Origin of the sequence: Pseudarthrobacter sp. BIM B-2242 (assembly GCF_014764445.1) — a bacterium.
Classification (GTDB): Bacteria; Actinomycetota; Actinomycetes; order Actinomycetales; family Micrococcaceae; genus Arthrobacter; species Arthrobacter luteus_A.
Map to the genome: position 1 here is coordinate 2,658,199 of NZ_CP061721.1, position 21,927 is coordinate 2,680,125.

The 21,927-nt window shown below is 65.3% G+C and carries 19 protein-coding genes and 1 tRNA gene; 10 read left to right on the plus strand and 10 right to left on the minus strand.

The window, feature by feature from the left end:
* Positions 1-2: 2 nt before the first annotated feature.
* Entirely contained in the window at positions 3-1,652 is a 1,650-nt protein-coding gene (gene argS / locus IDT60_RS12230) for an arginine--tRNA ligase (RefSeq protein WP_191079271.1), read from the minus strand.
* A 170-nt stretch (positions 1,653-1,822) separates the two neighbouring features.
* Here argS and IDT60_RS12235 point away from each other — a divergent pair, with 170 nt between their 5' ends.
* The 4 genes from IDT60_RS12235 to IDT60_RS12250 all read left to right on the plus strand — a co-directional run bounded on the left by IDT60_RS12235 (position 1,823) and on the right by IDT60_RS12250 (position 5,101).
* On the plus strand, positions 1,823-2,290 hold the full coding sequence (locus IDT60_RS12235; protein ID WP_191079272.1) for an FMN-binding protein: 468 nt from the start codon (positions 1,823-1,825) through the stop codon (positions 2,288-2,290).
* Between the two features lie 3 nt (positions 2,291-2,293).
* Positions 2,294-3,166 (plus strand): FAD:protein FMN transferase, encoded by an 873-nt coding sequence (locus IDT60_RS12240; RefSeq protein WP_191079273.1) that lies wholly within the window; start codon positions 2,294-2,296, stop codon positions 3,164-3,166.
* The gene (locus tag IDT60_RS12245; RefSeq protein ID WP_191079274.1) at positions 3,163-4,869 is read left to right on the plus strand and encodes a ferredoxin--NADP reductase; all 1,707 of its coding nucleotides are present in this window, start codon (positions 3,163-3,165) and stop codon (positions 4,867-4,869) included. The genes IDT60_RS12240 and IDT60_RS12245 overlap by 4 nt, the downstream gene beginning before the upstream one ends.
* Positions 4,870-5,028: 159 nt before the next feature.
* A tRNA-Arg gene (locus IDT60_RS12250) sits at positions 5,029-5,101 on the plus strand.
* Positions 5,102-5,410: 309 nt separating this feature from the next.
* Here IDT60_RS12250 and IDT60_RS12255 read toward each other — a convergent pair.
* A complete protein-coding gene (locus IDT60_RS12255; protein ID WP_191079275.1) occupies positions 5,411-6,985 on the minus strand; it encodes an HNH endonuclease signature motif containing protein in 1,575 nt (524 codons plus the stop codon).
* A gap of 486 nt (positions 6,986-7,471) precedes the next feature.
* Here IDT60_RS12255 and IDT60_RS12260 point away from each other — a divergent pair, with 486 nt between their 5' ends.
* Positions 7,472-8,488, plus strand: coding sequence for a M4 family metallopeptidase (locus IDT60_RS12260; protein WP_191081938.1), 1,017 nt, complete (start codon positions 7,472-7,474; stop codon positions 8,486-8,488).
* Positions 8,489-8,538: 50 nt separating this feature from the next.
* Positions 8,539-8,838: a protealysin inhibitor emfourin gene (locus tag IDT60_RS12265; RefSeq protein ID WP_164198992.1), complete on the plus strand. Its 300-nt coding sequence runs from the start codon at positions 8,539-8,541 to the stop codon at positions 8,836-8,838.
* Here IDT60_RS12265 and IDT60_RS12270 read toward each other — a convergent pair.
* Complete coding sequence (locus IDT60_RS12270) at positions 8,835-9,803, minus strand: GlxA family transcriptional regulator (protein WP_164198991.1); 969 nt, start codon at positions 9,801-9,803, stop codon at positions 8,835-8,837. The genes IDT60_RS12265 and IDT60_RS12270 overlap by 4 nt on opposite strands.
* Before the next feature lie 81 nt (positions 9,804-9,884).
* Between IDT60_RS12270 and IDT60_RS12275 the strand changes: the two genes are divergently transcribed.
* Positions 9,885-10,052 (plus strand): hypothetical protein, encoded by a 168-nt coding sequence (locus IDT60_RS12275; protein ID WP_167525072.1) that lies wholly within the window; start codon positions 9,885-9,887, stop codon positions 10,050-10,052.
* Between the two features lie 163 nt (positions 10,053-10,215).
* On the plus strand, positions 10,216-14,193 hold the full coding sequence (gene hrpA, locus IDT60_RS12280; protein WP_191079276.1) for an ATP-dependent RNA helicase HrpA: 3,978 nt from the start codon (positions 10,216-10,218) through the stop codon (positions 14,191-14,193).
* Here the strand turns inward: hrpA and IDT60_RS12285 are convergent.
* From IDT60_RS12285 to IDT60_RS12295, 3 genes are all read right to left on the minus strand, one after another.
* Entirely contained in the window at positions 14,190-14,618 is a 429-nt protein-coding gene (locus IDT60_RS12285; RefSeq protein ID WP_164198986.1) for an HIT family protein, read from the minus strand. The genes hrpA and IDT60_RS12285 overlap by 4 nt on opposite strands.
* Positions 14,615-15,772, minus strand: a complete 1,158-nt coding sequence (locus IDT60_RS12290) for an NAD(P)-dependent alcohol dehydrogenase (RefSeq protein WP_191079277.1) — start codon at positions 15,770-15,772, stop codon at positions 14,615-14,617. The genes IDT60_RS12285 and IDT60_RS12290 overlap by 4 nt, the downstream gene beginning before the upstream one ends.
* Before the next feature lie 74 nt (positions 15,773-15,846).
* Positions 15,847-16,701, minus strand: a complete 855-nt coding sequence (locus tag IDT60_RS12295) for a sulfurtransferase (protein ID WP_191079278.1) — start codon at positions 16,699-16,701, stop codon at positions 15,847-15,849.
* Positions 16,702-16,780: 79 nt separating this feature from the next.
* On the opposite strand from IDT60_RS12295, the gene IDT60_RS12300 reads away from it, so the two are divergent.
* Positions 16,781-17,860, plus strand: coding sequence for a PLP-dependent cysteine synthase family protein (locus IDT60_RS12300; RefSeq protein ID WP_191079279.1), 1,080 nt, complete (start codon positions 16,781-16,783; stop codon positions 17,858-17,860).
* A 4-nt stretch (positions 17,861-17,864) separates the two neighbouring features.
* On the opposite strand, the gene IDT60_RS12305 is transcribed toward IDT60_RS12300, so the two are convergent.
* Positions 17,865-18,521, minus strand: coding sequence for an MBL fold metallo-hydrolase (locus tag IDT60_RS12305; protein WP_191079280.1), 657 nt, complete (start codon positions 18,519-18,521; stop codon positions 17,865-17,867).
* A gap of 110 nt (positions 18,522-18,631) precedes the next feature.
* Here IDT60_RS12305 and IDT60_RS12310 point away from each other — a divergent pair, with 110 nt between their 5' ends.
* On the plus strand, positions 18,632-19,114 hold the full coding sequence (locus IDT60_RS12310; RefSeq protein ID WP_191081939.1) for a Fur family transcriptional regulator: 483 nt from the start codon (positions 18,632-18,634) through the stop codon (positions 19,112-19,114).
* A 20-nt stretch (positions 19,115-19,134) separates the two neighbouring features.
* Here IDT60_RS12310 and IDT60_RS12315 read toward each other — a convergent pair whose 3' ends face one another.
* From IDT60_RS12315 to IDT60_RS12325, 3 genes are read right to left on the minus strand one after another with little or no spacing between them, the layout of a single operon-like run.
* Complete coding sequence (locus IDT60_RS12315; RefSeq protein ID WP_164198976.1) at positions 19,135-20,010, minus strand: metal ABC transporter permease; 876 nt, start codon at positions 20,008-20,010, stop codon at positions 19,135-19,137.
* Complete coding sequence (locus IDT60_RS12320) at positions 20,010-20,825, minus strand: metal ABC transporter ATP-binding protein (protein ID WP_191079281.1); 816 nt, start codon at positions 20,823-20,825, stop codon at positions 20,010-20,012. The genes IDT60_RS12315 and IDT60_RS12320 overlap by 1 nt, the downstream gene beginning before the upstream one ends.
* The gene (locus IDT60_RS12325; protein WP_164198972.1) at positions 20,822-21,808 is read right to left on the minus strand and encodes a metal ABC transporter solute-binding protein, Zn/Mn family; all 987 of its coding nucleotides are present in this window, start codon (positions 21,806-21,808) and stop codon (positions 20,822-20,824) included. Before IDT60_RS12325 ends, IDT60_RS12320 begins: the two co-directional genes overlap by 4 nt.
* Between the last annotated feature and the right edge of the window lie 119 nt (positions 21,809-21,927).

Sequence of the window (21,927 nt, forward strand, 5' to 3'; positions counted from 1 at the left end):
GGTCACATCCGTTCCGGCGCGGAAACGCCAAGGAGGTGCAGGCCGTTGGCCAGCACCTGGCTGGTGGCGTCGTTGAGCCAGAGACGGGTGCGGTTGACGTCCGTGACAGGCTCGTCGCCCATCGGAGCGATGCGGCAGGCGTCATACCAGCGGTGGTAGGCGCCTGCGATGACCTCAAGGTGGCGGGCCACGCGGTGCGGCTCGCGCAGCTCCGCGGCCTTGGCCACGATGGAGGGGTAGCTGCCCAGGTAGGAAAGCAGCTCATTTTCGGTGGCATGATCCAGCAGGGAAGCCTCGAAAACGCTGCGGTCCACACCGGCGGCAACGGCGTTGCGGGCCGCACCGCGGGTGCGGGCGTGGGCGTACTGCACGTAGAAGACAGGGTTCTCGTTGCTGTGCTTCTTGAGCAGGTCCGGGTCCAGCGTCAGCGGAGAGTCCGCCGGGAAGCGGGCCAGCGAATAGCGGACGGCGTCCTTCCCGAGCCAGTCGATAAGGTCCTTGAGCTCGATGATGTTGCCTGCGCGCTTGGACAGCTTGGCACCGTTGACGGAGACCAACTGGCCGATCAGCACCTCGATGTTGACCTCGGGGTCGTCTCCGGCTGCCGCCGCGATTGCCTTGAGGCGGTGGATGTACCCGTGGTGGTCCGCGCCGAGCAGGTAGATCTTCTCGGTGAAGCCGCGGTCCTTCTTGGAGAGGTAGTACGCGGCATCGGCGGCGAAGTAGGTGGGCTCGCCGTTCGCCCGGATCATCACGCGGTCCTTGTCGTCGCCAAAGTCCGTGGTTCGGAGCCAGACCGCACCGCCGTCGTCGAACACGTGGCCCTGCTCGCGAAGGCGGGCAACGGCACTTTCGATCGCGCCGGCGTCGTGCAGTTCCTGCTCGGAGAAGAACACGTCGAACTCGACGCCGAAGTCTGCGAGCGTGGCCTGGATGTCCTTCATCTGGGCCTCGTAAGCCGCAGCGCGAATGACGGGAATCGCGGCCACTTCAGTCAGTTCGCGAATGTCCGGGTGTGCGGTGAGTACGTCGTGGCCGAGATCGGCGATGTACTGGCCGGGGTAGCCGCCGTCGGGTACGGGCAGGCCGTGAAGCCGGTTGTAGACCGACTGGGCGAAGGTGTTCATCTGCGTGCCGGCGTCGTTGATGTAATACTCGGCGGTGACCTCGGCGCCGGATGCACGCAGGACGCGTGCAATGGCGTCGCCCAGGGCCGCCCAGCGGGTGTGGCCGATGTGCAGGGGGCCGGTGGGGTTCGCCGAAACGAACTCCATGTTGACCACGTGGCCGGCGAGCGCGGAGTTCCTGCCGTATTCCGGACCGGCTTCGACGATGGCCTTGGCGAGGGCACCTGCGGCGCCGGCGTCAACGGTGATGTTCAGGAAGCCTGGACCGGCGATGTCCACGGCCGAGACGCCGTCGATGGTCTTCAGCCGGGTGCTGAGGACCGTGGCGAATTCGCGCGGGTTGGTGCCGGCCTGCTTGGACAGCTGCAGGGCGATGTTGGTGGCCCAGTCGCCGTGCTCCCGGTTCTTCGGTCGCTCCACGCGCACCTCATCAGGGACAGCTGATGCGGAAAGCCCGATTTCGCCGGCGGCGACGGCGTCTTTCAGGCAGGCGGATATGGCGAGGGAAAGTTCTTCGGGAGTCACCCCTCTAGCCTACCGGGGGCCGCCACATGCACGAATTCGGGCACCGCAGGTGACCACGCGGGGCGCTCGATGGCGCACAGCGGACGCACTGCTGGTTCACAGGGTGAACCATTACGCTGAATCCGACGTTGAGTACACCGTAAGCACCCAGCCCACGAAACGAGCCCCCTATGAGACCGTCAGTCCGCAAGAGTGTTTTCGCCGGAATCGCCGGCCTGTCCCTCGCCGGAACCGTGGCCGGCTGTGCGCCGTCCGCAGCCCCTGCTGTCCCCTCGTCCGAAAACAACTCCACCGGCGCTTCCACGCCGTCGGACACCTCATCAACCCTGGCTGGCAGCGGTTCCGTGTACCAGGACGGCACCTACAGTGCCGATGGCACCTATGTTTCGCCGAACGGCACCGAAACCGTCGGCGTTGAACTGACACTGGCCTCGGGCACTGTCACGGCCGTCAACATCACTCAGCACCCGTCCAACCCGAACACGCGCAAGTTCCAGGGTGAATTCGCCGGCGGGATTGCGGCGCAGGTAGTAGGCAAGAGCATCGACGAACTCAACGTGTCCAAGGTCGCAGGCTCCTCCCTCACCAGCGGCGGTTTCAACCAGGCCGTAGAAACGATCAAGTCCGAGGCCCAGTAGGCCGTGCCGAAGCCTGCCTGGGAGGACTTCCGCTTCGACGGGATCGGTACCCGTTGGGAAATCTCCACGCCCTTGCCGCTTTCGGGCACCATCCGCGCGCGGCTGCTGTCCCTGGTGGAAAAGTACGACGGCGAGTGGTCCCGTTTCAGGCCCGATTCCACCGTCAGTGCCATGGCCCGTGAGCCCGGGCGGTACGAGCTGCCGGCGGAGGCTGCGGTGCTGGGGCAGCTGTACCGTTCGCTGTACGGCATAACGGCGGGAGCCATGACTCCGCTCATTGGCAGCAGCCTGGAACGGTTGGGATACGACGCGGCATACTCCCTCCAATCTGCAGGTTCGCCCGTGGCGCCGCCGCGGTGGGATGAAGCCCTTGACTGGGATGGTGCGGTGCTCACCACCAGCGCGCCCGTCGTCCTGGATATCGGCGCCGCCGGAAAGGGCCAGCTGGTGGACCTCCTGGCGGCTGAGCTCCGCTCCTGTGGCGAAGACAGTTTCATTGTTGACGCCAGCGGAGACATGCTTTACTGCGGTTCTGATCCGGTATCCGTTGCGTTGGAACATCCATATGATCCCGCCAAGGCAATCGGTACAGTTCAGGTCTCCGCGGGCGCCTTGTGCGCTTCCGCCGCAAACCGCCGGGTGTGGGGCGACGGCCTGCATCATGTGCTGGACGGCACCACAGGCCGGCCCGTCACCACGGCTGTCGCCACCTGGACCATGGCGGAGAGCACCATGGTTGCTGATGCGCTGGCGACGGCATTGTTCTTCGTCCCCGGCGCGGTGCTGGAACAGACCTTCGATTTCTCCTGGCTGACCGTGTTTTCAGATGGCAGTGCCGCGTATTCGGGCGGATTTGAAGGGACACTGTTCACATGAGCCCCGTTGTTACCCCCACCGCTTTTTCACCGGCCGGCCGGCTGGATACCATGCTGGGCAAGTACACGATGTACCGGCTGATCCTGCTGGTCCTGGCTGCCCTTGCCGTGTACAGCCTCTTACTGAACGCTCTCGGCTGGCTGACGTTCGGCCTACCCCAGATGCTGCTGCATTTGGCCCTCTGCCTTGGGCTGACGTACGCCTCCAACCGGGGCCTGGCTGCACTGTTCCATGTGCGGCCACATTCAGAATCGTCACTGATCACGGGCCTGCTGCTGTACTTCCTGTTCTGGCCTTCATTTGTGCCCATGGACGTGGCCGGCGTCGCGCTGGCCTGTGTGCTGGCATCCGCCTCCAAATACGCCCTTGCCTGGCGTGGCCGGCACGTTTTCAACCCTGCTGCGGCCGGTGCCTTCGTGACCGGTCTGACCGGGCTGAATGTCGCCACGTGGTGGGCCGCGACCCCTGCGATGTTGTGGCTGCTGGTTCCTGGCGTCCTGCTGGTGGTTTATCGCACCAGGAAGTTCCTCATGGCCACCGTCTTCCTCGTGGTGGCTACCTCGATTGTGACCGCGGAACTGCTGCAGGCCGGGATGTCTCTCGGCAGCTCGCTCTGGCAGGCCCTGGCGCAGCGGCCCCTGCTCTTTTTTGTCGGCTTTATGCTGACCGAGCCTCTGACTCTTCCGCCACGACGCTGGCAGCAGCTCGCGCTTGCGGCCGTTGTTGGTGTGGTCTTCGCGGTGCCGTACAACTTTGGCTTCATCGCCAACTCCCCCGAACTGGCCCTTCTTGTGGGCAACCTCCTGGCTTTCGTCGCAGGCCAGCGGGGCGGCGTGAAGCTGACGTTCGCCGGCTCCCGTGCTCTGACGCCCAGCACCACGGAATTCGCCTTCGAACCGTCCCGCCCCGTCCGTTTTGTGCCGGGACAGTACATGGAGCTGGACCTGCCGCAGGCTGAATCGGACGGAAAAGGCCGACGCCGGGTTTTCAGCCTGACCAGCGCCCCCGGTTCCGGCACGGTGAAGTTTGGCGTTCGGACGTCCGAGCCACTGTCCGCCGCCAAGAAAGCCCTCCTGGGCCTGAAGCCTGGCGACCACGTGACAGCCACCTCCGTGGGGGGCGACTTCGTGCTTCCCCGGGATCCCCGGACTCCCGTGCTGCTCATCGCCGCCGGCATCGGCATCACCCCGTACCTTGCTCATCTGGCTTCCGGGGCGGGCCGGGAACGGGATGTGGTGCTGCTGATCCTGGCACGGAACTCCCACGAGATTGCTTACGCGAGCGAACTGGAGGCGTCCGGGGCGCGGATCATTGCGCGCATCGCTGACGGGTCGGCCCCTCCGCCGTTCATTGCCGACGCCCGCGCTGGGGTCTCGAGTGGCATCGGTGTCTCAAGTGGCGCCGGCGCGACTACGGGCAGCGACGCAACGGCTGGCAACGGTTCAAGAAGTGACGGTGCGATGAGTGATGGCGCAATGAGTGACGCCGCGATAAGTGACAGCGCGATTGCTGTCACCCCGGCTGCGGACGGCCTCAACCCAGGCGCCAGGCTCGACGGGGCCATGCTGAAAGCCTTGGTTCCCGACATTGCCAACCGCAGCGTCTACGTCTCCGGGTCGCCCGCCAGCGTCGCTTCGCTGCGTCGTGCGGCCAAACAGGCCGGGGCGCACCGCGTGCACGTGGACTCGTTTTCCGGCTACTGAGTTGCTATCCGATATGGGTGACATGTGTGGGCTTGTCGCAGGGATCATTTAGTGGAATTTTGGGCAGTGAGGCGGCTTGGGGGACCACGTTTTCCATTGCGGGCCAACATCCTGCTAAGCTCTAGGACGTCCCGCCAGCAACGGCAGGATCCCTGAATTGCCCTCGTAGCTCAGGGGATAGAGCGTCTGCCTCCGGAGCAGAAGGTCGTAGGTTCGAATCCTATCGAGGGCACAGATAAAACCCCACCGCTGAACGAGCGGTGGGGTTTTCTGCGCTCCGGCTGAGAACTCAGTCATCCGCCGCAGAGCCAAGGTCCGGAATGCTGGCCGTCTGCAAGTCGAACCTCACGAGGGGGAACCTCACGAATGCGGTTTCAGGCACTCAAACTCAGCAATGCGACTTCGGGCACTCGTAACCCAGGAGTGCGGCTTCAGGGAGCAAACTCAGCAACGCCGCTTCAGGCACTCGAAACCTCAGGAGTGCGATTTAGGCAGCAAAACGTCAGGGAGTCCAACGATCAGGCTCTCGGTCCGCTCATTCCTAGGTGACTGGGGCTCGTGGTGATCGGTCGTTCGAGAGCGCCCACGGATCCCCCGGGAATCCTTGAACGTCATGGAATCGTTGAACAGCATCAATAGCCGCACCGGGCCAGTGGGGTGGTTCCTGGTCGGGTTGTTCGCTTTGGTAGTGGCGGCCGGTGGGTGAGATCCAGCCGGGCGGCTCGTTTTTGGTGGCTTCGGTGGGTTGCCAGGGTGTGGTGTGTTTGAGCTTGTGATGTTTTGGGCAGAGTTGGGTCAGGTTTGTGATCCCGGTACTCCCGCCGTTGGCCCAGGCGTTCAGGTGGTCCGCTTCGTTGTCCAGGGATGGGTTGGAGCAGCCGGGGAACTGGCATTTTCCGTCCCGGAGCCGGAGCCATTGACGCAGCGCTTTGGGGATCCGGTAGCTTTCCCGGCCGATCTCCAACGATGCCCCGTCCCGGGGATCAGTCAGGACCCGGCGGAACGACTCGGCACCGTCGGCGACAAGCTGCCGGGCCATGGAGGGCGGGATCGGTCCGTACCCGTCGAGGATGGCGGGTTCATCGGTCAGACCCATCAAAGCGAACACCGGAACCGTCACGAGGACCTGGGCCGTCGGTGACGGGATCCTCCCGGCAGCCCCGTTCTGAGTGCTGTCCAGAGTGCCGTCCAGGGTGCCGCCCTGAGTGGCGTCCTGGGTGCTGTGCAGGGTGCCGCCGAGCAGCCACGCCGCGACGTTATCCGCACGGAGCTGGGTGAGGGTCCTGCCCTCGGCGGGGCCCTGCAGGGCGCGGGCTGCTGTGGTGGCCCGGTTCCAGATCCCGGAAGCCTGATCGGCGGGCAGGTAGGCCGAGAGCCAGGCCATCCCGTCCCGGTCCGGACAGAATTCGACCCGCCGGTCCAAGGCGCTCCGGGTGTGGCGTGTTTCGATACTGACCGGGTGATGCCGCTCCCGCCACGTCCGGGCTTTCGCCCGGAACCGGCCCGGGACCATCCCACCGGCCGCACCGCGGGCCGGGTTCGGCGCCTCCGGGTCCAGGAAATGCGCCTCCAGCGCGTGGGCGGCGGCGGGCTCCAGATTGGTTGTTTCGTCGACCATAATCCGGGCATGCTGCCACGACAACGTCCCGGCCTGAAGGGCCGCCAACGTCAGCGGCAGAGCACTACGTAAACGGTGGGCCTCACCCAGCAGCCCGCCGGCCGTACGTTCACTGACCGTCAGGGCACACGCAACCTCAGCCACGATACCCATCTCCTGCGCGGTCTGCTCCTGCGGGGACATGATGGGCCCCGCGATCACTTGGGCGGCCTCGTCATACCCGCCGGCCGCATGGACCTTCACCGCAGCAACCATCGCCTCCAACCCCGCCGCGCCGGACAGGACCGTCAGACACGCCTCAGCCTGCCAACGCAACGGGTCAGAGTCAGCCGCCGAAGGGCCGGCTGCGAAAGGGCCAGGCACCGGGCCGTCCGCCGGCCCGCGCGCCGTGCTTACTGGCGGGCTGTCGGCCGGATCCGTCCCCCGGATCAAACCGGCCAGCCGCAAGGCAGAAGCCGCGATGGCCTCCAGAACCTCTGCACCTGCGGCGTTATCCATACCTCCAGCATCACAGCACGCACCCACAGCACGCGCTAAGCAAACCGCCTATGTGGATAAGTGGACCCTAGTGACACTTGGACGGCGAAAATAGATTCATCGCCACACCCGCATCAGGCACGAGGACTGGTACCCGCCGTCGAATCACCTGCGGAACCGCGTCAGGCGTACCGCCGGCCGCAGCACCCATGACCGCATCACGCGCAGCCAGAACCGCGTCACGCGCACCGCCGGCCCACAGTAACCGGCTCCCAGAACCGCATCACGCGCACGCCCGGCCCCCGGCACCGTCAGTCAAAGCCGCACTCCCGGCAGTCGTCTTTCGGGCACCCGCGTGCGCCTCCCTTGGATTGTCAGTGCCCCCTCGTAGTCTGAACTCACCGATCGAGGGGGTCCGTCATTCAGTCACCAGACCAGCATTTGCCCGCCCGGCGCCCGGCAACCCGGCATCAGCCGACGGGCACCTGTTTCATCATCCCGCCCTACCTGCTGCGGAGGTTGGCCCGCCAGGACGCGCCGCAGTACTCTGCCGCCGCCAAGGCAGCCAAAGAAGCCCTGAGCCACGTGCGCTCGGTCCAATCGGCCCGCACAACACCGGCGCCCGCAGCTCCGCCCGGATTGCGGGACGTCCAGCCGGGCCTGCCCCACCGGAGCATCTACGACGCCGACGGCTCCGAGAACCTCCCGGGGAAAATAGTGCGCAAGGAGGGCGAACCTGCGTCCGGGGATGCGTCCGCCGATGAGGCCTACGACGGCCTGGGGCACACCCATCGCCTGTTTGCAGACGTTTTTGGCCGCAACTCCATCGACGGCGGGGGGTTCCCCCTCGATGCGACCGTGCACTTCGGCAAGCTCTACGACAACGCCTTCTGGGACGGCAAGCAGATGGTCTTCGGCGACGGCGACGGCGAAATCTTCGGACGATTTACCCGCTCGCTGAGCGTCATAGGCCACGAACTCACACACGGAGTCACGCAGTACTCCGCCGGCCTGGCGTACCGGAACCAGGCCGGCGCCATCAACGAATCCATGTCAGACGTCTTCGGCGCGCTCGTTGAGCAGTATCTAAAGAAGCAGTCCGTTACCGAAGCGAGCTGGCTGATCGGCGAGGGTCTGTTCACTGCGCAGGTGGAAGGTTCAGCCCTACGGTCCATCAAGGCGCCGGGCACGGCGTACGACGACGACGTGCTGGGTAAGGATCCACAGCCCGATTCGATGGACTCGTACGTGCGGACCAGCGCAGACAACGGCGGCGTCCACATCAACTCCGGCATCCCCAACCGCGCTTTTTACCTGGCCGCGGAGGCCCTGGGCGGCAACGCCTGGGAAGCGCCGGGCCAGATCTGGTACGACACCCTCACGGGCGGCTCATTGCCCGTCACGGCAACTTTTAGTGTCTTTGCGCGGGCGACGGCGGCATCCGCCGTCGAACTGTTTGGTTCCGGTTCCGCGGAACATGACGCCGTCCGTAAGGCGTGGGAAACTGTGAAGGTCAAGCTTTAAGCTAACGCCCGACTGCCGGCCGGGCCGTAGGGAAGCCCAGGAACCAGGCCATGAAAATAAGTGTGGAGCGCACCGGTGGCATCGCTGCGCTGACACGGGTGTGGACCGTGACAGCCGAGACCGAGCGCGCCAAGAGCGAATGGCAGCCCATCGTGGAGGCATGCCCGTGGGATGCGGTGCCCAAGACGGTCCGGGCGGCAGCCGCTGAAGCCGAAGGAAGCCAGCCGGACCGTTTTATCTACTCCATCCGGGCAGGGCAAAGGCGCGCCGCGCTCCCTGAGCAGAGGGTCACCGGACCGTGGCGCGTGCTGGTGGACAGTACGCGCGCAGCTGCTGAAGACTCCGGCTAAACAACAGCCTCCAACTGGCCACGGAAAGCCCGGCGGTAAGACTGGGGACTGGTGTCCAGCACCTTGGCAAAGTGGTGCCGCAACAGAACCGGATGCCCGAAGCCGGATTCCCGGGCCACTTCTTCGATGTTCAGGTCCGTGGATTCCAGGAGGTCCTGCGCCCGTAGGACCCGCTGGGAGTTCAGCCAGGCCGCAGGCGTTGCTCCGGTCTCGGACCGGAACCGGCGCGCAAAGGTCCTGGCGGACATATGGACCCGGTTGGCGAGGTCGCCCACCGTGTGCTCCTGGTCGAGGTGATCCACCATCCAGCGGAGCAGCTCTTCCATTGGCGCCGAGCCGCAGGCCGGCATGGGCCGGTCGATGAACTGCGCCTGACCGCCGTCGCGGTGCGGCGGCACCACCATGTCGCGGGCAATCGCAGCGGCAACGTGGGCACCCAGCTCAACCCGTACGAGGTGCAGGCAGGCATCAATGCCCGCCGCAGTACCGGCACTGGTGATCAGGTTGCGGTCCTGCACGTAGAGCACATTCTCATCCACCTGCACCTCGGGGTACCGGCCGGCGAGTTCATGCGAATAGTGCCAGTGCGTGGTGCAGCGCCGGCCGTTCAAAAGACCCGCACGGGCCAACGCAAAGGCACCGGAGCAGATGGACATTACCCACGCTCCGCGGGCATCGGCGGCGCGCAGCGCTTCCAGAACGGAATCCGGTACGTCCTCGTCCCGTCCGTACGGGGTCATGATCACCAGGTCCGCATCGGCGGCGGCCTCCAGGCCCAGGCTCACGTTCATGGACAGGCCTGACTTCATCCGGACAGTCCCGGGCTCGGGTGTGCAGACCCGGAAGTCGAAGGACGGAACACCACTGCCGCGCCCGGACCTGTCGATGCCAAAGACCTCACATGCCGTGCCGAACTCAAAGACCGCAAAGTTGGGGACAACGATCACTGCCACTGATTTCAACATGACTCCATTATGGCAGAAATTTACCCTTTTTGGGCATTTCTGCCACTGTTGATCAGGTGTCCACGGGAGAACCATAGAGGCATGGAAACCTTCGCAATCATCCTCGTAGTACTCCTCCTCGTCGCTCTCGCAGCAACCGTCTCAGCGCTCCTGCGTGATGGCCGCGGCCACACCCCGCCTGTCACCTCCGACCAGGCCTGGTCCGCCCTGGACCTGCCCAGCACCAACTACACCCTGCGCATTTTCTGACGGCAGGACCCACTGAACGCCAGAACGCAAACGTCCACATCAACCCGCTCAGGGCCCGGTTCCGACGAACCGGGCCCTGCCTCATGCACTGACGGGTCAGGGCCGTAAGGGCAGCCCGGCGCGGACCGGAACCAGGCTACGCCGCAGTAGACTGGCTGCAGCCATGACATTTCATATCTCCTACCCTGCTGAGCTGCCCGTTTCCGAGCGCCGCGAGGACCTGATGGCTGCCATTGCAGCTAACCAGGTGACGATCATCGCCGGCGAGACGGGCTCCGGCAAGACCACCCAGATCCCCAAAATGTGCCTCGAGCTGGGCCTGGGCGACAACGGCCTGATCGGCCACACGCAGCCGCGCCGGCTTGCAGCGCGCACCGTGGCGGAACGCATCGCTGAGGAACTCGGCGTGGAGATCGGCCAGGAAGTCGGCTTCCAGGTTCGGTTCACGGGCGAAGTCAGCCGCGCCACGAAGGTCAAACTAATGACCGACGGCATCCTCCTGGCTGAGATCCAGCGCGACAAGCTGCTGCGCAAATACAACGCCATCATCATCGACGAAGCACACGAGCGCAGCCTCAACATCGACTTCATCCTCGGCTACCTCAAGCGCATCCTGCCGCAACGGCCGGACCTGAAGATCATCATCACCTCAGCCACCATCGATCCGGAGCGGTTCGCGAAGCACTTCGGCTCCGACGAGGCGCCCTCCCCCATCATCGAGGTCTCCGGACGCACGTTCCCGGTGGAGATCCGGTACCGGCCGCTATCACAGCCCGCCGGTGGTGCCGCCGCCGAAAATGACGATGAAGACAACTCGTCCGACGACGAACTCGAGGAGGACCGCGATCCCCTCGACGCCGTGTGCGACGCCGTGGACGAGCTCGCCACCGAGGCTCCCGGCGACATCCTCATCTTTTTCTCCGGCGAGCGCGAAATCCGTGACGCAGCAGAGGCACTTAACGCGAGGATCCAATCCAACCGGCGGCTGGCAGGCACCGAGGTCCTGCCGCTGTTCGCCCGCCTGAGCCTGCAGGAACAGCACAAGGTGTTCCACCCCGGCAAAAACCGACGGATTGTGCTGGCCACCAACGTGGCCGAGACGTCCCTGACTGTCCCGGGCATCAAGTACGTCATCGATACCGGCACGGCACGCATCTCCCGCTACTCGCACCGCACCAAGGTCCAGCGGCTGCCCATTGAGCGGGTGTCCCAGGCTTCCGCCAACCAGCGGTCCGGCCGCTGCGGCCGAGTGTCTGACGGCATCGCTATCCGGCTGTATTCGGAGGAGGACTTCGAATCCCGGCCGCTGTTCACGGATCCCGAGATCCTGCGCACCAACCTCGCAGCCGTCATCCTGCAGATGACCGCCATGGGCGTGGCCCGCGGACCGAAGGACGTCGAGAACTTCCCCTTTGTGGAGCCGCCGGATTCGAGGGCAATCAACGACGGCGTCACCCTGCTGCGCGAACTCGGCGCCTTGAGCGCTGTCAAGGCGGGCGACGCCAAGAGCGGCGGTCTGACCGCCGTCGGGCAGCAGCTTGCCCAGCTCCCGGTGGATCCCCGTCTGGGGCGGATGATTGTGGAGGCCGGCAGGCGCGGCTGTGTCCGCGAGGTGATGATCCTGGCCGCGGCGCTGACCATCCAGGACCCGCGCGAGCGTCCCACGGACAAGCAGCAGCTCGCCGCGGAGAAGCACGCCCGTTTCCGGGACGAGAACTCGGACTTCACCGGTTTCCTGAACCTGTGGAATTACATCCAGGAGAAGCAGCAGGAGCTCTCTTCCACCCAGTTCCGCCGGCTCTGCCGCACCGAGTTCATCAACTACCTGCGGGTCAGGGAATGGCAGGACCTGTTCGCGCAGCTCCGGCAACTGGCCCGGCCGCTGGGCATCAGCCTGGACAACAAACGGCTGGCCGATCCCGTCGGCAACCATGACGGGATCCACATCAGCCTGCTCTCCGGGCTGCTGAGCCACATCGGGATCCTCGATGACCGCAAGCGCGAGTACGCCGGCGCGCGCGGAAGCCGCTTCGCCATCTTCCCTGGCTCGGCCCTGTTCAAGAAGTCCCCCACGTTCGTGATGGCGGCCGAGCTGGTGGAAACCAGCCGCCTGTGGGCGCGGGTCGCCGCAAAGTTCGATCCTGTGTGGGCCGAACAGGTGGCGCCGGACCTCGTCAAACGCAGCTACAGCGAGCCGCACTGGTCCACCAAAATGGGCGCCGTCATGGCCTACGAAAAGGTCACCCTCTACGGCGTGCCCATCATCCCCCAGCGCCGGGTCAACTACAGCCGGGTGGATCCAGTCCTGGCCCGGGAGCTGTTCATCCGGCATGCCTTGGTGGAAGGCGACTGGAAAACGCACCACAAGTTCTTCCACCGTAACCGCGCGCTCCTGCTCGAGGTCGAGGAGCTTGAGGCCAGGATGCGCCGGCGCGACCTCCTGGTGGACGACGAAACGCTGTTCGAGTTTTATGACGCACGGATCGGCCCCGATGTGGTGTCCGAGCGGCATTTCGATAAGTGGTGGAAGGAAGCCCGGCAGAAGAATCCGGATCTCCTGGACTATGACAAATCGCTGCTGCTCAATGACGAGGCTGATGACCTCGACGAAGCCGCCTACCCGAAGACGCTGCTGCACAAGGGCTTCGAGCTGCCTCTCACCTATGAATTCCACCCGGTGGCCCCGGGCTCGCCGCCCAACCCGTCCGACGGCGTCACGGCCGAGGTGCCGGTACTGTTCCTCAACCAGTTGGACGACAAGGCCTTCCGCTGGCTGATCCCGGGCCAGCGCGTGGAACTGGTGACTGCCCTGATCAAATCCCTGCCCAAGCAGATCCGCAAGAACTTTGTTCCGGCCCCCGACGTGGCACGGCAGGCCGTGGCTGCCCTCGAGACCGACTTCGATCCCGCCACCGACGAACTGGAAGCGTCGCTGGAACTGGTTTTGCGCAGGATCCGAGGGCACATCGTCCCGCCCGGATCCTGGAACTGGGACGCCGTTCCCTCCCACCTGCGGGTGAGCTTCAAGGTGGTGGACAGCAGGGGCAAAGTCCTGGACGAGGGCAAGGACCTTGCTGCCCTGCAGGAACGCCTGGCCCCGGCCACACGCCGGGCCATTGCCGAGTCGCTGGGCGCGACGCCTGCCACTACCGGACCGCAATCGCGGGGAAAGTCTGCGCCCCGCGGGAAAGACGGCAGGACCGTCACGGCAGCCCCGCCCGGTGGCAACCTCGCAGGTGTCGACGCGGCATCCGGAAACGGTGCCGGCTTCAGGGAACAGAGCGCCCTGAAGGAATGGTCTTTCGGCACCGTCCAGCGGCAGGTCAGCAGCATCGTCAACGGCCACACTGTCACGGGCTACCCGGCGCTTGTGGACGAGGGAACGTCTGTTGCCCTTCGCGTCTTCCAGACATCTTCGGAACAGCTGGCAGCCATGCGCGGCGGTGTCATCCGGCTCCTGGCACTGCGGGTTCCGTCCCCGGACCGCTACGTCCTGGAGCACCTCAACAACACCGAAAAACTCACGTTCAGCCAGAACCCCCACGGTTCTGTATCCGCACTGATTGCCGATTGCGCGCTGGCCGCCGTGGACAAGCTGACGCCGGCAGACCTGCCGTGGGACCGGGAATCGTTCGACGCCCTTTATGAGCAGGTGCGGGCAGAACTGATCGATACGGTGTTCACTGTCACTGCGGTAGTGGAGCGCATCCTGGCCAGCACCCGGCGGATCGACAAGCAGCTGAAGGGAACCACCAGCCTGGCGCTGATCAGCGCGCTCAACGATGTCAAGAGCCAGCTCGAACAGTTGGTGTTCCCCGGGTTTGTGGCCCGCACCGGCTTTGCCCAGCTGAGCCAGCTCCCCCGGTACCTCACGGCCATCGAAAAGCGGCTCGAAAAGCTGCCCGGCAATGTCCAGCGCGATGCCCTGAACATGGCCGCCGTCCAGCGCCTGGAGGACGACTACGACGACGCCGTGTCGGCCCTGCTGCCTGGACGGCGGGCGGGAACCGAGCTGACCCAGGTGCGCTGGATGATCGAAGAGCTCCGTGTGAGCCTCTTCGCCGTCGAACTCGGAACCGCCTACTCCGTCTCGGAAAAGCGGATCAGGGCCGTCCTGAACAAGGCCCTCGCACCGGCCTAGCTTTCGGGAACAAAATCCCCGTAACCCGCGGCGCGGAGCCCTGCACGGAGCTTTTCCGCGTTGGCGTCCAGCACTGCCGGGTCCGGGTTATGGTCCGCCGAGGCGAAGTCGAAGTCAGCCATGCTCCGGGACGGCCACACATGGACGTGCAGGTGGTTGATCTCGTACCCGGCCACAATCAGGCCGGCCCGCTCAGCGGGGAAGAGGTCCAGCTGCACGGCGCCGATCCGTCGGGCCACCTCCATCACCTTGGCGAGGGTTTCCGGCGAGGCGTCGGTCCACCGGTCCACCTCTTCGGTGGGGACAACCAGCGTGTGACCATCGGCCAGCGGACCCGTGGTCAGGAAAGCCACGACGTCGTCCTCGCGCCAGACAAAGCGGCCCGGGATCTCGCCTTTGATGATCTTGGTGAACAGGGTACTCATGCGTCTGCCTCCTCGGCCGGAGCCTGCAGGGTGCTGGTATCCAGCACAAAACGGTACTTTACGTCGCCCGCCACCATCCGGCGGTACGCCTCATTCAGCTGGTCTGCGGACACCAGCTCGATGTCCGCCACCACGTTGTGTTCTGCACAGAAGTCGAGCATTTCCTGCGTTTCGGCAATGCCGCCGATCATGGATCCGGCGTAGGAGAGCCGCCTGCGCATCAGTGCCCGCGGGTTGACCGGGGGCATGGCGTCAGCTGGCAGCCCCAGCTGGAACAGCGCGCCGTCCACGCGGAGGGTCCGGAAGTACGGGTTCAGGTCGTGCGGTGCGGCCACGGTGTCGATGATGAGGTCCAGGCTCCGGTTGGCAGCAGCCATGGCGTCTTCGTCCCGGGACAGGATGACTTCGTCAGCGCCAAGTTCCAGCGCGGCAGCCATCTTGGCGTCGGAAGTGGTGAACACCTTGACCACGGCGCCCATGGCCTTGGCGAGCTTAACCGCCATGTGGCCCAGTCCACCGAGGCCCACCACGCCCACCACATCCCCTTCCTCCACATCGAAGTGCCGCAGCGGGGAGTAGGTGGTGACTCCGGCGCAGAGCAACGGCGCGACGGCGGCCGGGTCAAGGTTCGCGGGCACGCGCACCACGTAGCGCCGGTCCACCACTACGGCGGACGAGTAGCCTCCCTGGGTGATGGCGTCGCCGTTCCGCCTATCTACGGCGCCGTACGTACTTGTCATGCCGTTTTCGCAGTATTGCTCCAGGCCATCCAGGCAGCTGTCGCATTCGCGGCAGGAGTCAACCATGCACCCGACGCCCACGCGATCACCCGGGGCGAAGTCTTCCACAGAGGAGCCAACGCGGCTGACGGTTCCAACGATTTCGTGGCCCGGGACCAGGGGATACTTCTGGACACCCCACTCACCGCGGGTTGCATGTACGTCGGAGTGGCACAGGCCGCAGAACTCAACGGCGATCTCGACGTCATCCGCTTTGGGTGCGCGGCGGGCCAGGGTCAGGGGCACCAGGCCGCTGTTTTCGGACACTGCGCCGTACGCGGCCGCCATGGTTCCGGCGCCCTGACCGGACGAAGGAGGATCGGCGGGCAAAACCGGGCGGGCAAGGGGCGGCGGTACGGGGCGTCCTGGGCTCATACCTGCGACGCTACCCCCGCAGGCGGCGGCATTTCCACTCGGAGCACGTCGCGCCGGTATTCCGGGAAGGCCGGTCAAAGCCCCAATGGCGCACCTGGCGTGTTTCCAGTGATAACGGGAAGCTCCGGGTTGTTCGACCATTCCGAGAATGAGCCGGGGTACAGCGCAGCTGTGAATCCCGCGATTTCAAGGGCAGCCACCTCGTGCGCCGCAGTCACGCCCGAGCCGCAGTACACCGCCACCGGGACGTCGGCGCCAATGCCCAGGTCTTCGAAGCGGCGCCGCAGCTCGGATGCCGGCAGGAAGCGCCCGGCCCGGTCCACGTTCCCGGCCGTCGGCGCACTCACCGCACCGGGGATGTGCCCGGCACGCGGGTCGACGGGCTCGATCTCGCCGCGGTACCGCTCGCCGGCGCGGGCATCCAGGAGAATGCCCGTCTCAGCCCAGTCCCCGGCTCTTTCCCGATCGATCACCGGCATCCCGCCCCCAGCGAGGGAAACGTCGCCCGGCGCCGCATCCACAGGGCCGGATTCCAGCGGCAGTCCAGCGTCCTGCCAGGCGGCAAGACCGCCGTCGAGCAGGTACACCTCGGGGAAACCGGCGTTGCGAAGCATCCACCAGGCGCGGGCCGCGGCCATGTTGCTGCTGTTGTCGTAGGCCACCACAACATCGCCGTTGTTGATGCCCCAACGCCTGGCGGACGCTTGGAACTCCGACGGCGGCGGCAGCGGATGGCGCCCCCGCGACGGCGCCGCGGGGGCGGCAAGCTCGGTGGCCAGGTCCACAAAAACCGCACCGGGCAGGTGCGCTTCAAGGTAATGCTCCCGGCCGTGGGGGTCGCCCAACGCCCAGCGGACGTCCAGCAGGACGGTGCGCCGCCCCGCAGCCAAGCGTGCTTCCAGGGCAGGGACATCCAACAGTGGACCCATTGTTCTCCTTGACAATTAGTGCGTGGTGCAGCGGCTGATCCAACTCTAGCTGCGCCATCGCGCAGCTAGAGTTGGTCCGATGAAGAACGCGAGCACGGACCGGGCCTGGGCTGACGACGCCATCAGGAAAGTCAACGCAGAAAACAACCGGTCTGCCGATACGCACCTGTACTCGGTGCCGCTCCCGGAGCATTGGGGCGTGCAGCTTTACCTCAAGGATGAATCAACGCACCGTTCGGGAAGCCTTAAGCACCGGCTGGCCCGCTCACTGTTCCTCTTTGGCCTGGTCAACGGCTGGATCCGCGAGGGCACCACTATCGTTGAGGCTTCCAGCGGCAGTACCGCGGTCTCGGAGGCATACTTTGCGCAGCTGCTGGGTCTGCCGTTCGTTGCGGTCATGACCCGCACCACGAGCCCGGAGAAGATCGCGCTGATCGAACAGTTCGGCGGCTCGTGCCTGCTGGTTGATCACGCCTCCGAGGTGTATGCCGCGGCGGCGGATGTTGCTGCCACGTCCAACGGCCACTACATGGACCAGTTCACCTACGCGGAGCGGGCCACGGACTGGCGCGGCAACAACAACATCGCGGAGTCCATTTTCGGGCAGCTGGCGCTGGAGGAACACTCCGTCCCCCGCTGGATCGTGGTGGGCGCCGGGACTGGCGGCACCAGCGCGACCATCGGACGCTACCTGCGCTACCGAGGCCACGACACCCGCCTTGCGGTGGTGGACCCCGAAAATTCCGCGTTTTATCCCGGCTGGCTGAACGGTACGGGTGAAGCCAGCACGGGACTGCCGTCTCGGATTGAAGGCATCGGCCGCCCCCGGATGGAGCCGAGTTTTGTGCCCGGCGTCATCGACCACATGCTCCAGGTTCCGGATGCCGCCTCCATCGCAGCCATGCGGCACCTGCACACGCTCGCAGGCCTGCATGCCGGACCCTCCACCGGCACGAATCTGTGGGGTGTCTGGCAGCTCGTGGCGGAAATGGTTGCCGTGGGACAGCGTGGCAGCATTGTGTCGTTGATGTGCGACGGCGGCGAACGCTATGCCGGCAATTACTACAATCCGGAGTGGCTCTCAGCCCAGGGACTGGACCCGGGGCCACACGAGGACGTCATCCGCCGGTTTTTCGAGACCGGCATCTGGAACGCCTAGCCGATCAGACCTCCACCGCTTCCCGCGGGGCAAGGTGCGTGAAGGTTGTGCCGTACTTGCCGCCCAGCCGGGTGACATGGCCCTCCACCATTTTCAGGCCGGTCTCGTTCAGCAGTCCGTCGTGGATTTGGAAAGCCTGCGGGGCACGGACGCTGATCACGAAGTCCACTACCTCGGCGGCCTTGTTCCACGGAGCGTGGATGGGAACCAGGAGCGTCTGCACGCTGAGGCCGTCGGGGACGATGAAGGAATCCCCCGGGTGGTATACGTTGCCATCCACGAGGTAGCCGATATTGGCCACCACGGGAATCTGCGGGTGGATGAGCGCGTGCTGGCCGCCGAAGCTACGGACGCTGAAACCTGCGGCCTCGAACGTGGAGCCGGGTTCGACCGTATGAATCCGTGCAGCCGCGGCCGGGGCCTCCTCCCGCAGATGGGCGGCAACTCCGGCCGGGGCGAACACCGCCAGGCTGCCGGCAGCGTCGAGCGCTTTGACCATTGCCGGCACGTCCACGTGGTCCCCGTGCTCATGCGTGATAAGCACGGCGTGCGCGCCGGCCAGGGCTTCGTCCGTCTCGGAGAAAGTTCCCGGATCAAGCACCAGGACTTTGCCGTCCTTTTCGAGCCGGACGCAGGCGTGGGTGTATTTGGTCAGCTTCATAGCGCCAGCCTAGGGTCAGGCTCCGGGAGTGTCCAAGGGGCGGCCGGTGGCGCGGCCCCGGCTGGTAATCTTGATGTTTGCCACCGTCCCTCAGGGAAGCGAGTAACTCCATGCCGTTCGGCACCAAAGCTGACGCGACGCCGTCGAACGCTCCATCCGGCGCCGGTTCCGGACTGGGCGCCGGAAAAGAGCAGCGCGTCACCAAGCAGCGTGTGGCTGTCAGCACTGCCCTGGACGAGCTGGATGACTTCGTCAGTACGCAGGAGCTTTACCGCATCCTGCAGAACAAGGGCGTCTCGGTATCGCTGGCCACGGCGTACCGCATCCTGCAGTCCCTCGCCGACGACGGCCTGGTGGACGTCCTGCGCAACGGCGAGGGCGAGGCGGTCTACCGGCGCTGCGCGGTCACGGGCCACCATCACCACCTGCTGTGCCGGAACTGCGGCAAAGCCGTCGAGGTCGAGGCCCCGGCCGTGGAGACGTGGGCAGCCAGGACCGCCGCCGAACACGGCTACACCGACGTGGCGCACACTGTCGAGATTTTTGGTTTTTGCCCGGACTGCACAGCCCTCCGCACCGCCGGCAAACTCTAACGGCACGCAGTACCGCCCCGTCAGCGGGCGTGCACCAGCCGCCCGTTGATGCCCCGTTTGGCACGGGCACTGCCGATAATCCGGCACACCACGTAGATCAGGAATGACAGCGTGGTGACGTACGGACTGATCGGGATGCGGCCGCCCAGGGCCAGCAGGATGCCGCCCACCGTGGCTGTAACGGCAAAAATGACGCTAAGGACGACCAGTACCACCGGAGAAGACGTTACCCGCAGGGCCGCCGCTGCCGGTGTAATGAGCAAAGCCAGCACCAGCAGCGCGCCCACCACCTGGATGGACAGCGCCACGCTGATGCCCAGGAGCACCATAAAGACAATCGCGAGCGTCCGGACGGGTACGCCGCGGGCTTCTGCCAGTTCAGGATCAACGCTGGCGAAATTCAGCGGCCGCCAGATGAGGACCAGCACCGCGATGACTACCACGGCAGCACCGGCCAGGACCTGCAGCTGCACGGTGTCCACGGAGACAATCTGCCCGGTGAGGAGGCCGAACTTATTGGCGGCACGGCCTTCGTAGAGGGACAGGAACAGGATGCCCAGTCCCAGCCCGAAGGGCATGATCACACCGATAATGGAATTTTTATCCCGGGCCCTGACGCCCATCAGGCCCAGCAGCAGTGCCGCCGCCACGGAGCCGATCAGCGAGCCGAACACGATGTCCGCACCGATCAGGAGCGCGAAGGCCGCGCCGGCGAAGGACAGTTCGGAGATGCCGTGCACGGCGAAGGCCAGGTCCCGCTTCATGACAAACGTGCCCACCAGTCCGCCGAGCAGGCCCAGGACGGCGCCCGCCCAGATGGAATTCTGCACCAGGACCAGGAGCTCGCCGTAATTCTCGAAGCTGAAGATCGCTGCGATGATGCTGTCCGCATCCATCAGGCAGCCTCCCCCGCAGTTGCGTGGACATCGGCGTGGTGGTGCGTGGTTGCATCGGGCAGGCCGACGACGACGATGCGCCCGTTCGCGTGGATGACTTCCACGTGGCTGCCGTACAGATCGGACAGGACCTCGGTGGTCATCACTTCCTCCGGCGCGCCCACCCGGAACCGGCCCCCCGCCAGGTACAGCACGCGGTCGACGTAATCGATGATGGGATTGATTTCGTGCGTGACAAACACCACGGCACTGTTCTGTTCATGGCACTGTTTGTTGATCAACGAACTCACCGCCTGCTGGTGGTGCAGGTCCAGGGACAACAGTGGCTCGTCGCAGAGAAGCACCTGCGGGTCGGTAGCAAGCGCCTGCGCCACACGAAGGCGCTGCTGCTCGCCGCCGGAGAGCTGCCCTACCGGTACCTTGGCGTACTCGGTGGCGCCCACCAGTTCGAGGAGTTCATCAATTCTGCGGTCCACTTTGGACGTCCCCAGCCGCAGTCCCCAGCGGTGCCCGTCAACTCCCAGGCCCACCAGGTCCCTGGCCCGCATCGGGGTGTCCGGGGCAAACGATTTCTGCTGCGGGATGTACCCGATCAGGCTGCTCCCCCGTTCCACCGGACGGTCGCCCAGGGTGGCACTGCCGGACTGCAGGTCCTGCAGCCCCAGCAGGACCTTCAGGAAGCTTGTCTTGCCGCTGCCGTTGGGGCCCAGCACGGCAAAGAACTCGCCGGGCCGGATGTCCAGGTTGAGATCCTCCCAGAGCGTGCGTTTGCCGAACTGCAGGGACGCCCCGCGGAGGCTCACCACCGGTTTCAACTATTTGTCTCCAAAACTTTGCTGACGTTGTCCACATTGTCCGTCATCCACTGCAGGTACGTCTTGCCCTCGGGCAAGGTTTCACTGAAATCAATGACCGGGACGCCGGCCGCTTCGGCCGCCTTCTTCAGCGCCTCGGTCTGCGGGCCTTCGGTCTGTTCGTTGTAGGCCAGGAATTTGATCTCTGATGAACCTGCCAGGTCAGTTGCCGCCTTGAGCACGGCCGGCGGCACGTCGGAGTCTTCCTCGATCGCTGCCGTGTAGTCCTCCGGGGTGCGGTTCTCCAGCCCGGCTGCCTCCAGGAGGTAGAGAGGCACCGGCTCGGTCACAGCCACGGGTGAACCCGCAGCCTTTGCTTTCATGCCGGCCAGCTTGGTGTTCAGGCCGTCCAGATCCGTTTTGAACGTTGCTGCGTTGGCGGTGAACCGGGACGCAGAGCCGGGTTCCAGTTCACCGAGTTTCGCCGCGACAGCGTCGGCCAGCTTGCCCATCGCATCCAGGCTGTACCAGGCGTGTTCGTTGAACTCACCGTGCTGGTGGTCATGTCCGGCCTCATCGTGGGCGGTTTCCGATTCTGTGTGCTCGTCCTCGGGCGCCAGGCCGGCGATCTCCACGGTAGTCAGGATGTAGTTGTGGTCAAGCTTGCTGTCATCGGCCATCTTGTGGAGGAACTCGTCATAGCCGCCGCCGTTTTCGATCACCAGGTCCGCTTTCGAGACCGCCAGCCGGTCCTGCGCGGTGGCCTCATAGGAATGCGGATCCTGGCTGGTCTTGGTGATGATGGAGGTGACGTTTACCTTGTCGCCGCCGATCAGAGCGGCGATGTCGCCGTAGACGTTAGTGGAAGCCACAACGTCGATGGCACCTGTTGAAGTCTCCGTGGCTGAGGATACGGGCCCGCCGCCGGAGCTGCACGCGGTCAGCAGCAGGCTGAAGCCGGCAAAGGCAGCAAGGGACGTTCGGATGGCAGCGGGATGGCGCACGGAGACCTCAGATCAACACGGGTACGGACTTTTTCGACTCCCAAGAGTCTACGCCTAAATGGGAATGATTCCTATTTAGAAGAGTGGCCCGGGCCGGAACTCCTGTCCCGGCCCGGTCC